The organism is Herbaspirillum sp. meg3, from assembly GCF_002257565.1.
GTDB lineage: Bacteria > Pseudomonadota > Gammaproteobacteria > Burkholderiales > Burkholderiaceae_D > Herbaspirillum.
The window spans coordinates 4,612,741-4,625,837 of the sequence record NZ_CP022736.1; the positions used below are offsets into that span (position 1 = coordinate 4,612,741).

General features: G+C 58.5%; 13 protein-coding genes. 6 read left to right on the forward strand and 7 right to left on the reverse strand.

From position 1 onward, the window contains the following. Positions 1-30: 30 nt before the first annotated feature. Entirely contained in the window at positions 31-1,719 is a 1,689-nt protein-coding gene (locus tag hmeg3_RS20755) for a methyl-accepting chemotaxis protein (RefSeq protein ID WP_094565426.1), read from the reverse strand. 334 nt (positions 1,720-2,053) lie between these two features. Here hmeg3_RS20755 and hmeg3_RS20760 point away from each other — a divergent pair, with 334 nt between their 5' ends. After that, complete coding sequence (locus tag hmeg3_RS20760; protein WP_094565427.1) at positions 2,054-2,632, forward strand: aldehyde dehydrogenase; 579 nt, start codon at positions 2,054-2,056, stop codon at positions 2,630-2,632. 143 nt (positions 2,633-2,775) lie between these two features. Here the strand turns inward: hmeg3_RS20760 and hmeg3_RS20765 are convergent, their stop codons facing one another. The 4 genes from hmeg3_RS20765 to hmeg3_RS20780 form a co-directional block, all read right to left on the reverse strand. Beyond that, positions 2,776-3,654, reverse strand: a complete 879-nt coding sequence (locus tag hmeg3_RS20765) for a PhzF family phenazine biosynthesis protein (protein WP_094565428.1) — start codon at positions 3,652-3,654, stop codon at positions 2,776-2,778. Between the two features lie 97 nt (positions 3,655-3,751). Continuing rightward, a complete protein-coding gene (locus tag hmeg3_RS20770; RefSeq protein WP_094565429.1) occupies positions 3,752-5,326 on the reverse strand; it encodes a M20/M25/M40 family metallo-hydrolase in 1,575 nt (524 codons plus the stop codon). Positions 5,327-5,529: 203 nt separating this feature from the next. Then, positions 5,530-5,742: a protamine P1 domain containing protein gene (locus hmeg3_RS20775; protein ID WP_094566484.1), complete on the reverse strand. Its 213-nt coding sequence runs from the start codon at positions 5,740-5,742 to the stop codon at positions 5,530-5,532. A gap of 138 nt (positions 5,743-5,880) precedes the next feature. Further along, entirely contained in the window at positions 5,881-7,167 is a 1,287-nt protein-coding gene (locus hmeg3_RS20780; RefSeq protein WP_094565430.1) for a homoserine O-acetyltransferase, read from the reverse strand. A gap of 169 nt (positions 7,168-7,336) precedes the next feature. On the opposite strand from hmeg3_RS20780, the gene hmeg3_RS20785 reads away from it, so the two are divergent. Continuing rightward, positions 7,337-8,194 (forward strand): D-hexose-6-phosphate mutarotase, encoded by an 858-nt coding sequence (locus hmeg3_RS20785; protein ID WP_157739315.1) that lies wholly within the window; start codon positions 7,337-7,339, stop codon positions 8,192-8,194. Positions 8,195-8,206: 12 nt separating this feature from the next. On the opposite strand, the gene hmeg3_RS20790 is transcribed toward hmeg3_RS20785, so the two are convergent. Beyond that, the gene (locus tag hmeg3_RS20790; protein ID WP_094565432.1) at positions 8,207-9,193 is read right to left on the reverse strand and encodes a quinone oxidoreductase; all 987 of its coding nucleotides are present in this window, start codon (positions 9,191-9,193) and stop codon (positions 8,207-8,209) included. 85 nt (positions 9,194-9,278) lie between these two features. Here hmeg3_RS20790 and hmeg3_RS20795 point away from each other — a divergent pair, with 85 nt between their 5' ends. The 4 genes from hmeg3_RS20795 (at position 9,279) to hmeg3_RS20810 (ending at position 12,037) form a co-directional block, all read left to right on the forward strand. Further along, a complete protein-coding gene (locus hmeg3_RS20795) occupies positions 9,279-10,184 on the forward strand; it encodes a LysR family transcriptional regulator (RefSeq protein ID WP_094565433.1) in 906 nt (301 codons plus the stop codon). Between the two features lie 120 nt (positions 10,185-10,304). After that, entirely contained in the window at positions 10,305-10,928 is a 624-nt protein-coding gene (locus tag hmeg3_RS20800) for a glutathione S-transferase family protein (RefSeq protein ID WP_094565434.1), read from the forward strand. 88 nt (positions 10,929-11,016) lie between these two features. Then, positions 11,017-11,382, forward strand: coding sequence for a hypothetical protein (locus hmeg3_RS20805; RefSeq protein ID WP_198361732.1), 366 nt, complete (start codon positions 11,017-11,019; stop codon positions 11,380-11,382). 28 nt (positions 11,383-11,410) lie between these two features. Next, positions 11,411-12,037, forward strand: coding sequence for a trimeric intracellular cation channel family protein (locus hmeg3_RS20810; RefSeq protein WP_094565436.1), 627 nt, complete (start codon positions 11,411-11,413; stop codon positions 12,035-12,037). Positions 12,038-12,075: 38 nt separating this feature from the next. Here hmeg3_RS20810 and hmeg3_RS20815 read toward each other — a convergent pair whose 3' ends face one another. Beyond that, the gene (locus hmeg3_RS20815) at positions 12,076-13,020 is read right to left on the reverse strand and encodes a DUF2846 domain-containing protein (protein ID WP_157739316.1); all 945 of its coding nucleotides are present in this window, start codon (positions 13,018-13,020) and stop codon (positions 12,076-12,078) included. Positions 13,021-13,097 lie beyond the last annotated feature (77 nt).

The window sequence follows — 13,097 nt, forward strand, 5'->3', positions numbered from 1 at the left end:
CTCTCCGTTTTTTCGTCATCACGACATACTTCAGCGCGACAGCAATCTGACGTTGCGTTTGCCCTCATCATGCGCAATGGCTAAACGTGAACTGCCCGGGATCATAGGAAGCTCAACAGCATTGAGCACGGTACCGCCAACGCTCTTGACCACCATCGATGTGCCATGTCCATGCGAAAGCTTGAACAGACTGACTGCACGCGTCAGGCTCTCCGCTTGCTCCTGCAGAGAGCGCGCGGCAGCAGCCGCTTGTTCGACCAACGCGGCATTGTGCTGGGTGACTTCATCCATCTGGCTGATCGCGCCGCTGACCTGGACGATGCCATGACGTTGCTCCTGGCTGGCAACGCTGATTTCTTCAACGATGCCGGTCACGCGCTGGACGCTGGAGACCACTTCATCCATGGTGCTGCCGGCCAGTTCGACCAGCTCGGTGCCGCTTGCCACCTTGTTGACGGAGTCGGCGATGAGCTCCTTGATTTCCTTGGCGGCGGTTGCCGAGCGCTGCGCAAGGCTGCGTACTTCCGACGCCACCACGGCAAAACCGCGGCCCTGCTCACCGGCGCGCGCCGCTTCGACCGCCGCGTTCAGCGCGAGAATATTGGTCTGGAAAGCAATACCGTCAATCACGGCAATAATGTCGACGATTTTGCGCGAGGACTCGTTGATGGAACTCATGGTTTCCACGACCTGCCCCACCACGCTGCCGCCCTTCACCGCCACCGTCGATGCCGTTGCACCGAGCGTATTGGCCTGCTGCGCGTTGTCGGCATTGCGCTGGACCGTCGCGGTCAGCTCTTCCATGGCCGAGGCGGTTTCTTCCAGCGAACCGGCTTGTTCTTCGGTGCGTGCCGACAGGTCGGCGTTACCGGATGCGATCTGGGTCGATGCCGAAGCAATCGTATGTGCACCTTCGCGGATCTGGCCGACGATGTGGGCCAGATTGTCGCGCATTTCTTTCATCGACATCAGCAGGCTGCCTTTGTCGCCATCCTTGATGCTGATCTCAATGGCGAGATCACCCTTGGCGATGTGGTCGGCAATTTCCGCCGCGTAGTCAGGTTCGCCGCCGAGCTGTTTGAGCAAGCCGCGCGTGATCACCACTGCCACGACGATGCCAATGAGCACAGTAACGATGGTGATGCCGATGATCCACGCGATCGAGCGGTTAAACAGGCTGTTGGAGGCGTCGTCCGCTTCGGCCATGCGCTGTTCGGTCTGTTTGATGACGGCATTGATATCGCGCACGATCTGGCGGCGCAAGGGGCTGCATTCCTTGACGAGGAAGTCCCCGTACTCCTGCATCTGCCCCGCTTCACGATATTTGCGCGGGCGCTTCAGTTCTTCCGCCATGGCCAGCAAGCCGGCACTCACCTTATCGAAGTCGGCATCGCCCTTGAATACCGGCGCCATCGATTTGAGTGTGGCCAGATAAATCTCTTTCTGCTCGTCAACGATTGCCAGCTCTTTCATCGCGTCGGCATTGTCGGTGAAGATGAAGGCGTTACGTGCTGCGAGGCCGGTCTGATCCAGCGCTTCGCGCGCAACATACAAAGGTTGCAGTTTCTCCGTCAGTATCTTGTCGCCATATTTGACGGTGCTCAGAATACCTTCGAGACGCAGCAGCGAAAAGGCTGCCATGGCCGACAGCATCAATACCAGCAGCCCGAAGCCCAGGCCGAGGCGTACCCCGATTTTTAATTTATGTAGCGCGCGCATGTTTCCCTATCCGAATATCCGAAGATTCTGTATGTCAAAGCTGTCCCGACGGATGAGCATTGACCATGCCATCTGGATAAATATATTTACTACAGGAAACAATGTCCTGTATTTTTGAGTATGCTTGAGGTCTCGTCAGGTGATGCCAGACGTTGTGTATTGGCTTGCTGGGCGGAAAGTCTTTGCCAGCTTGACTTACGACCGTGCGAAGATATCACATACAGGTGTGTATGCTTATTTTTTCCACAACTTTTTCGCAGCATCTTTACAACATAATTGACATAAATAAGAAATAATTTCATGTTAAAAATACATAAAAATGAGAGGGGAAATCATGAGTAAACATGTCATCCGCATCGCCCTGTTGCTACTGTTTCCGTTTTTTCTCCTGACAGCCTGTGACCATTCCGTCGATGACAAACTGGCGGCGCAGGCGGCTGCGGAACACTCTCTGGGCATTTCGCCAAGCCTGTTCGCCACCAAATTCAATCGCGCCATTGCCGACGTTCTGGAAGACCGCAAGGATGAAGGCGCCGGCCGCATGGCGCCGCTCTACACCATCGACGTCACCCAATTGCACAGCGGTGGCGAGAAGCACACCTTCCAGACCCAGGTCGGTCCGTCGCAGACGTCGATGATGGGCAGCCTTGCCAAGGATGGCGACCTGAAAACGATCGGCGTGCTGCTCAGCAATCGCAGCGAAGGCGCGCGTATGGAATTTCTCCTCTGCGCAGAAGCGACCAGCCGTCTGGTCACCGACGGCGACAAAAAGAAGCTGCCGGATCTGATCAAGCGTCTGGTCAACAACGCGCTGAACAACCCCGGCCAACGCATGACCGAAGTGATCGGCGACAAGTTGATCTCAACCGAGATCATCCAGCAGGGATTGATGTTTCAGATCGAACACAAGTAAACCAGCTCAGACAGAGCAAACCGATCAGGCACTGAGCCAATAAGCAAACGGGGCGACCATGGTCGCCCCGTTTGCTAGATTCCACACTTGATGCCAGGCTAAGTTCCGAACTTATTACCGCAGTATTGCGGTCAACGTCCGTATCAGATGTCCAGTTTGATCAGACGCGTCGCCTTGGCGGTACCTCCCGCCATCAGATGGCGAATCCTGCCGTCAGCGATAGATAGCTTGACCTTGATCACGCTCGGCGACGGCGGCTGCATCAGATAGCCTTGCTCGATGATGATTTCCGCATCCCTGACGCCTGCATAGTCACGCAGATAGCAGGCGAGCGGCCCGGCAGCGGTACCGGTGGCCGATTCTTCCGGAATGCCGAAACGCGGTGCAAACATGCGCACGCCTGCATGCCTTCCACTGATCGTCGTCATGTTGGAAAAAACGTAATAGCCAATCACATCCAGCTCATTGCTGATGGCTTCAATCAGTTTGAAATCGGCGCGCAGCGTGGACACCGCCTGTTCATCCGGGAACGGCACCACCAGAAAAGTATTGCTGGTGTTGACCAGCGCCGGCACGAGCGCGCCGTGAAACTGTGCGGGCGTCACACCCAGCGACGCCGCAATACGCTCAGAGAAAGGGGAGTCTGCAGGAATATCCCGATATTCCGGCGCGCGCTGCTCCATGTAGACCATGTCACCGTCGATCAGGATGTTGCGGTTGCCGTCGATGGTTTCTTTCGACAACATGCCGTCCCCGACCAAACCCAGCTTGCGCAGCAGGGAAAACGTGGCGATGGTGGCATGACCGCAGTGCGCAATCTGGCGTGTCGGGGTAAAAAATTCGAGTTTGATGGTGGCGCTTTGCGAGGCAGACACGAACGCCGTCTCGGACAAACCCAGTTTGCGGGCAATGTACAGCTTCTGGTCGGTTGTCAGATTATTCGCGTCGAGCACTACACCTGCGGGATTGCCGCCAAGGACGCCATCAATGAAAGCATTAACGATATGAGCTTCGACGTGCAAAATGGAATCCCCCGAAGTGTGTATTCGACTAGTAGTTCTTCAGGGGATTCTAGCGCAACACGCCACGTCTTCGCTGGTGTGTTGCACCTTTACTCAATTACTTAGCTTGGAAAGGCTCAAACGGCTCGGTCAGGATGCCTGTCAGGGTGCGGACGCCGTCGATGTAATTACCGAGGCGCATATTCTCGTTGGCGCTGTGCTGATTGTTGTCGGCATTCACCAACGGCACGATCACGAACGGAATCTTCAATGCACCGACCATGGCGCCAGTCGGCACGGTACCGCCCATCATGCGGATCTGCACGGGATCCTTGCCATAGGTTTTGTTGAAAGAGCTGCGCAGCCATTTGCCGATCGGCGAAGCCAGGTCGGTGCGTACCGCCATGCTGGAGGCAGACACCTGCGCGTAGTCCAGCGAAGCGAGCTTGGCATAGCGCGCGCGATCGTCATCGGTCGGCTCGCCCTTGACCAGATGAAAACCCTGCTTTTCGATATGCGACTTGAGCAAACCCAGCAAAACTTGCGGATCGGTCTCAGGCACGGTACGCAAATCGAGTTCGGCAATCGCCACTCCCGGCACGATGGTACGCGCCTTCGCGCCGACATCCGCGGATTGCATGCCACGCACGTTCAGCGTAGGGTATTGCATGGCTTCCTGATAGTTCTGTCCGACCTTCTCTGCCTGAGCAATGCCGAGGCGCTTGCGCAGCGCAGCTTCATCATCCGGCACGGCGCGCATGATGCGGCGCGATTCGTCATCCAGCTTGACGGCGTCGTAGTAGCCGGCGACCGTCACGCGGCCGTCGTCGTCTTTCATCGATGCCAGCAAACGCGCCATGGTTTGCGCAGGGTTGGCGGCATAGTTGCCGTAGTGTCCGCTATGGCTATCCTGACGCGGGCCGAAGACCTTCAATGTCGCCTGCGCCACGCCGCGGTTACCGAAGACCAGCGTCGGCAAATTGCTGGCATGCATCGGACCGTCCAGCACCACCAGCAGGTCGGACTTCAACAAGGCCTGATGCTCGCTGATCACCTTGCCCAGCGATGGTGATCCTTTTTCTTCTTCCGAATCGAGGATGATCTTGACGTTGACTGCCGGTGCGGCGCCGTTGGTCTTGAGCGCATCAAAGGCAGCCAGCAGCATCATGATCGGTGCTTTGTCGTCGGCGGACGCACGGCCGAACAAACGCCATTCCGGGTTCGGATTGGCGGTGTAGAGCTGATCAATCGGCAGGGCTTCCCATTGGCCGGCGGCGTTACGTTGCTTGAGCGTCGGCTTCCACGGACTTTCCTGTTGCCATTCGGACGGTGTCACTGCCTGGCCGTCGAGATGTGCGTAAAACAAGACGGTCGGCTTGCCAGCCTTGTTGCCCGGCAGCTCGGCGAACAGCATCGGGCGGCCATCATTGGCAAGTTGCTGGGTGCGAAATCCACGGCGTTGGAACGCTTGTTCAAACCACGCCGTGTTGCGCTGAATATCGGCCGCCACGACGGAGTCGTTCGGGATGGCCAGCACTTCCGCCCACTCCTTGAAAGTGGCTTTGGCTGCGGTCACAGCTTGCGCACTGGTCGGCGCGTCGGCAGCAAAAAGAGAGGACGACGCCAGCATTGCGACGGCAATGCTGGAAGCGATACAGGTGGCGCGGAGAGAGCGGCGGGAGATGATGTTCATACGATTTCCTCATGGCAATGGAACGGCCATGATACAGAAATCATCTCCCCGCGAATATCCATTCGCATCTCGAAGAGATGTCGCATGGGGCGCAAACACACGCGCCCTATGATCCCGACACGAATGATGAAAATTATTTGTGAATGACGAATTGCCCCGGACGGCGATCAACGGGCAACGGCCAGCATCCGGGGCTGACAGTATCAGGCCGATGTATCGATGATATTGCCGATGGATTTCCAGCCGGCGGAAACGTCGTCAGCAACAGTGTTTGCAGCCGACTTCACGGTATCAACAGTAGCGTCGACGACATCACCGATTTCATCGCCGACTTTGGCGACGGCATTCTTCACGGGGACGTAGACGTTGTCGTACAGCGCATTGGTATAAGAAGAAGAAACGGATGAAACGCTCATGGCATGCTCCTTGAAAAGATCGATGAATTGTTCTGTCTTCATCATAGCCATTCAGCCCCGCAACAAGAACAGGGCAGAGCGCGATTTCGGGTAAAACCGATTAAAGATTTGTAAGGATTGCGTGATTGCGCATGATCCCTATGGCGTCGCCAGAAACCGCGAAATCACACCAGCCGCCTTGTCGAGGTTAAGCACGCCTTCCAAATGCCCGCCCGGCCCCTGCAGCAGATACAACATGCCCTGTCCGCCCTGCTTCTTGAAACGCTGCAGCGCTTCCATCGACAGCTTGGGTGGAAACACCAGGTCGCTGTAACTCGGGATGAACAGGATCTTGGCCTTGATGCCCTTCACTTCTTCATCGCTGAGGCGATACAACTGGTTCGCCTTGGACATGTAGATGATGCTGTTGCCATCGGCAACTTTGGCACGCGCACGGGCGCCGGCTTCCAACGCAGACTCGATCTTGAAACGATTGCCCATGGCTGCGCCGGGCAGTTTATCGGGGTCGGCGGGCGCATAGCCGAAGGTGCCCTGCGCCCAGTCCCAATGGCGCGTTTGCACGGTCACGATCTTGAGCGCTTCAGCCACGCCGTCATCGGGATCGCCGCTGCCGTAGTAATCACCCTGTTTCCATTTCGGATCAAGCCGCACCGGCAAAGACCAGACATCCAGCAACGCGATCACGTAGGGACTGATTTCAAAACCGGGGCCGATGACGTGCACCACGCGCTTGACGAAGTCGGGATACAGGGCCGCCCATTCCATCGCCTGGATCGATCCACCCGACGCACCCACGGCTGCTGCCAGCTGATGCACGCCAAGCTTGTCGAGCAATTGCTTGTGCACCCGCACTGAATCGCGCATCGACACCACCGGGAAGCGCATGCCGTAAGGCTTGCCGGTAGCGGGATCAATCGAGGCCGGCCCGGTGGTCGTCACCATGGGATCCTTGACGTTGATATTGACCAGCGTATCCGCGCTGATCACAAAAAATTTGTCGGTATCGATCGCCTTGCCGGGACCGATGATGCTGTCCCAATAGCCGGGCGCGGCGTCGCTCTCTTTGTACTTGCCTGCGGCGTGCGACGTCCCGGAATAAAAATGCGCGACAAAGATCGCGTTGTCGCCGGTGTCGTTGAGCTTGCCGTAGGTTTCATAGCCGATGCGCACATCACGGATTTCCTGGCCGGCGACGGTCTTGTAGGACGGCAGCGTGAATATTTGCTTGTTGACCAGCGGCAACGGCGCTGATTGCGACGCCGTCTGCGTCTGCTGGGATGCCCCCTGTGGCATCTGCTGCAGCGGCTGGGGACGCACGGGAGTCGGCAGCGACGACGCAAAGGAAGCCGGGAACGGCAACGCGAGAGGCAAGGAGAAAGAGAGGATGACAGAGAAGACGAAAGACGAGCGGCGCAACTTCATCATGAAACGATTCTCCTTGGCATGGATGTGACAACCCGGCCACTCTACGACAAGCACCGCCGCATCACAACCGGGCATGTGTAAAAATACGCCTCTTTACACGAGAACGCGTTTCATCAACAGTCGTGAGATGTGTTCTGACGATATGGTTTCAATACAACGGAGATTTCCAGTGCCCACTACTCACCTGCCCGATGTCGCCGGCCTGTTGCATCTGCGCAATGCCCATGGCGACAGCGCCGCCATCAGCTTGTACGGCGCGCAACTGCTTTCCTGGAAAACCGCCGACGAACGCGAGCATCTCTATTGCACGCCCATGCCATCGGTGAAACCGGGGGCATCGATCCGCGGTGGCGTGCCGGTCTGCTTCCCGCAGTTTTCGGGGCGTGGCGGGTTGCCCAAGCACGGCCTGGTACGCAATCTGGTCTGGCATGTCGACAGCGACATCGTGAGCGGCGACGATCAGGACGTCGCTTGTGTGCGTCTCGTCGCCACCGACACCGACAGCACGCGCGCCCTGTGGCCGCACAGCTTCTTGCTGCAATTGCAGGTTGAGATCGGTGCCGGCTGGGTCAGTGTCGCGCTCAACGCCACCAACACCGGCGAAGCCGCCTTCGACTTCACCGCTGCGCTGCATACCTATCTGGCCACACCCGACGTGCGGCAGGCAAGTGTCGCACACCTCGAAGGCACACGCGTGCTCGACACCACCGTCGCCGGCGGCAGCGAAGCGTTGCACGGCAAGACACCGCTGCGCATCAGCGATGAAACGGACAACATTTACTTTGCCGCACCGGCCTCGCTGGCCTTGCTGCAAGATGCCCAGCCCTTCCTGCAACTTGAACAGCAAGGCTTCGCCGACAGCGTGATCTGGAATCCCGGCCCGGCCAAAGCGGCGCAACTCGGCGATATGCCGGCAGAAGACTGGACGCGCATGCTCTGCATCGAAGCGGCGCAGATCGAACATCCCGTCCGTCTGTCGCCGCAAGCGACATGGCGCGGCGTGCAGCGGCTGACTCGCGGCCGTTGATCCGCTGCTGACCTACATCGTCAACAGCAGCGATCCTTGCACTGCGCCGGACTCCAGCAAGCGATGCGCCTGCGCGGCATCCTCCAGCGGGATCCGGTCGGCAATGTCGATCTGCAAGCCTGCCTGCAACTGCGTCACCGCGACATCAGCGGCGGCGCGGTATTGCGACAGATCACGGATGAAGGCGAGGATGCTCGGGCGCTCCAGCAACACGCCACGTGCCTGTGCCGCCGGCAAGGCCTCCGCCGGTGCGCCTTCGCCGGAGATGGAACCGATGCTGATCGTCATGCCACCGCTGCGGGTGGCGTCAATACTGCGCAAGACTTGCTGGCCGCCGATACCATCAATCACAACGTCCGCACCTTTACCGGCGGTCACTTCCCGCACCGCGGCGACAAAATCTTCCTTGCGGTAATTGATCGCGTGATCCAATCCACGCGAACGCGCCAACGCCGCTTTTTCATCGCTGCTGACGGTACCGATCACGCGCGCACCGATGCCTTTGGCCCACTGCGTCAACAGCAAACCCAAGCCTCCCGCCGCCGCATGCACCAGCACGGTGTGACCGCGCTGCAAACGCGCATAGTGGTTCAGCAACAGATAACCGGTCATGGCGCGCAACATGCCGGCGCCTGCCTGTTCGAATGAAACCGTGTCAGGCAAAACAATCACGCGCGCCGCATCGATGTCGACGTGCTCGGCGTAGCCGCCGCTGGCGGCAACCCACGCCACGCGCTGGCCGACCTTGAGCGTCTTCACTTCCGCACCAACGGCTTCGATCACGCCGCTGCCTTCGACGCCGGGCACACCCGGCAGAGGCAAGGGATAGCGTCCCACGCGATAGTAGACATCGACATAATTGACGCCGGCGACTTGCTGACGCACTCGAACGGCGGTGGCGGCAAGCAATGGCAGGGGGCGCGACACCGCCTCCAATTGGGTGGCGTCGCCGTAGGAAGAAAACTGGATGATTCTGGAAGTGGCGGCTAGTGCGTTCATTTGCGGGCTCCGTATGGGGATAAGTGGACGCTCAGAATAACTTCGTGCAAAATCAAACGGAATTCCCCATCCACGCCCAACTACTGTGCAAAAATCAACCAATCTGCCTGTCGCCGCGCTCGCCCTGGATCAACTCTCCTGGGATGACGTCCGCTACTTCCTGTGCCTGGCGCGCAGCGGCAGCCTGTCGGCAGCGGCACGTCTGCTGGCGGTGGAACACTCGACCGTGGCACGGCGTATCGGCGCATTGGAAACCGCCATCCAGTTGCGCTTGTTTGATCGTCTGCCGCGCGGCTGGCAGTTGACCGATGAAGGCAAGACCTTGCTCGAAGCCGCCGAGCGCATCGAGCTGGAAGCACACGCTTTCGGCCGCGCCATCCAGGGCATGACGGCAATGCAAGGTACGGTGCGGCTGTCGGCGCCGCCGGCTTTGTCCAGCCATTTTCTGATGCCGCTGATGGCGCAAAGATACAAAGAGTGGGAAGGCATACAGCTGGATCTGGTCGGCGAAATCCGCGCTGCCAATCTGCACCGGCGCGATGCCGACCTGGCGCTGCGCTTGTCGCGCCCGGAAGAACCCGGCCTGATGGCGCGCCGTCTCGGCAGCGCCGGATACGGACTGTATGGCAGCAGCCGCTGGAAACGCGTAGCGTGTGCGAAGCGGCAATACATCGGCTATGGCGAAGCGCTGCAAGGCGGTCCGCATCGTGCCTGGCTGGCGCAGTGCGCGGATGGTGCACCGTATGTGTTGGCCGCCAGCGACTTTGCCATCCTGCATCAGGCTTGCCGGTCGGGATTGGGACTGACCATCCTGCCGCATTTCATCGCACGCAACGACGAAGCCCTGATCGAGTTCGACAGCGGACTGGATGCCATGCAGCGCGACATCTGGCTCACCGTCCATCCGGATCTGCGGCGCTCGCCACGGGTACAACGCATTGCCGGGTTGCTGGCCCAGATCGTTCAGGAGCAGGCGGCCTTGCTGGACTGAGGTACTGTATTGGACTGCGCTGGGATGCGCTGGGCTGGACTATGACTGTCATGCTCTGCCGAAAATCGCGGTTCAGGCTATGCTTGGCAGATTCAACAATGCCTGCACATCCTCTTCCCCATGATCAAGATCCTCGGAAAAGCCACCTCCATCAATGTCCGCAAAGTCCTCTGGTGCTGCGACGAACTGAACCTGTCCTTTCAGCGTGAAGACTGGGGCAGCGGATTTCAGTCCACTCAGGTGCCGGAATTTCTCGCGCTCAACCCGAATGCGCTGGTGCCGGTGATCGACGACGACGGCTTCATCCTGTGGGAGTCCAACAGCATCATCCGCTATCTCGCCAATCGTTACGGCAACGACAATTTCTATCCGCGTCATCCCCAGGCACGCGCCTGCGTCGACCAATGGATGGACTGGCAGGCGACCAATCTGAACAACGCCTGGAGCTATGCTTTCCTGTCGCTGGTACGTAACTCGCCGGCACATCAGGATCCGCAGCAACTGGCCGCATCCGTCGCCGGCTGGAACAAGCACATCGGCATCCTTGAGCAGCGCTTGCAATCGACTGGTGCCTACATTGCCGGCGACCGTTTCACGCTAGCCGACATTCCCATCGGCTTGTCCGTCAATCGCTGGCGCGCCACACGGCTGGACCATCCTGATTATCCTGCCGTGGCGGCATATTTTCAGCGGCTCAATGAGCATCCCGGCTTTATCCGGCATGGCAACAACGGCACGCCCTGATCCGCCCCGATTGAATTGACATCACAGACTGACGACCATGGACAACTCAAGCAATCGCCTCGTACCCATTTTTTTCTATGGTCTGCACATGGATGCAGAATCCCTGCAACAGAAAGGCGTCGCCATCCGCCAGCCACGTCTTGCCACTATCCTGCATCACAGGGTAGTCGTACGAGAAAAAGCGATGCTGCTGCGCGAGAAAGATGCGCTTGCCTACGGCATGCTGTATCACCTGACGCACGCGGAGATCGATATCCTCTACAAACACCAGAGCGGCTATCGTGCTGAGGCTTTTCCGGTGAATGACGGCGAGCATGAAATCTGCGCCATCAGCATGGTGCACATCGAACCGCCGCTCGACTCCCCCATCGATTACGACTACGTCTCACGTTTGCGTGCAGTGCTGGAGCGGCTTGGCTTTCCAGTTGATCATCTGCCTGCACAACTAGCCTGATGGGCCATTTAGGGGAAGAAACCAGACCATGCTGCTGCATACCATCTATCTGATCGCCATCACGGCCGAGGCCATGTCCGGTGCCATCATGGGCATTCGCCGCGAGATGGACTTGTTCGGCATCTGCCTGATCGGCACGGTCACCGCGCTCGGCGGCGGCACGGTACGCGACATCCTGATCGGTCACTATCCGCTGAGCTGGGTCGCGCATCCGGAGTACCTTGCCTTTACCATCTGCGCCGCCGTCGTCACTGCGATTGCCGCACGCAAGATGCATCATTTCAAGTCGGCATTTTTGATTGTCGACGCGCTAGGGCTGGTCGCCTTCACGATTATCGGCTGCGATATCGCGAGAGCATTTTCAGAATTCAATCCCTTTGTTGTCGTCATTTTCGGCATGATCACCGGCGTGTTCGGCGGCCTGCTGCGCGACGTACTGTGCAATCAGATTCCGCTGGTGCTGCAACGCGAGGTCTATGCCAGTGTGTCGCTGGTGACCGGTGGTCTGTATGTGGGATTGCTGTGGCTGGACGTCAACGCCAACGTGGCGTCACTCAGTGCGCTGGGCGTGGGATTTGTGTTCCGGCTGCTGGCGATCCGCTATCACTGGATGCTGCCGCGCTTCAACGAGAAGGACGTGCAGGGTTTTGAGTGATCGCGGCGCTACGCTCAAAACCCTGACTACGAATCAACTTACTCGATAATGATCGGTTCGAGCGATGGCAATGACACCGGCTGCGTCGTGGACTGCACGCTGCTTTCATCCTGATCCGTTGACATCGCATCACGATCCGAATCCATGTCGTCAGTCTTTTTCTCGCCCTGACGTCGCTTACGCTCCGCTGCAATCATCTTCGCAGGCAAAGGCGTCCAGACCACGCTGTTATTGACCGCATACATCTGGCACACAACATTGCGCCATCGCGCGCAACGCTGCATTGCGCGCGTGGAAGGATCCGAGATGCCCGGCGCATCGATCACGCTCAAGCCCCATGTGGAAACCCATCCGCCATTGCTGGAGATGACAAAGGCGCGCGGCAATCTTTGCTTGAGCCATTTCTCGTAGCCGATACGCCCTCTGTCGTTCACCGCCGGCAGCGACACCACATCACTCAGACCGGCATAGGTGGTGCGACGGAAGCTGCTGCGGCGGTCGTTGATGCGTGGCGCCACTCCCGGCAGCAAGGCGACATCCGCCTTGCCCGCATCAGCAGGGCGATGACGCAGCACCGTATCTTCAAAGTGCAGCTTGTCTTCCGGATCCGGTGTGAAATCGAACTGATAGTAGCTGCGCTCGCCCGCCTTCACCTGAATTGTGAGGCCGCGATTGAAACCCCATGGCCCGGGGCTCACGACAATGTTGTGCTTGCCGGGATCCAGATGCAAAACAACGTAGCTACCGTTTTCCAGCATTGGTCCGATGTGACCGTCAGCAGTGGTATAAAACGGTTGCGCTCTGGCGATGTCTGATTTGATGCGATAGATATAAACATCGCCCTTGCGCTCATCCACCGGCTTCAACGGCGTGCCGGCGCGCGGAGCACGGGCACAGCCTGACAGCAATACGGCGGCGGCAATGAAAAGAAGAGCAGCAACACGGCCCAGTCCCGGACCGGCCATTTTTTTCTGATGTGGCATCTGGTGTTTTTCTTGTTTGTTGATGGGTACCCCGCGGCGATTCTCACCGATGTCAATTTGCAGGTCAAGCAGGAATG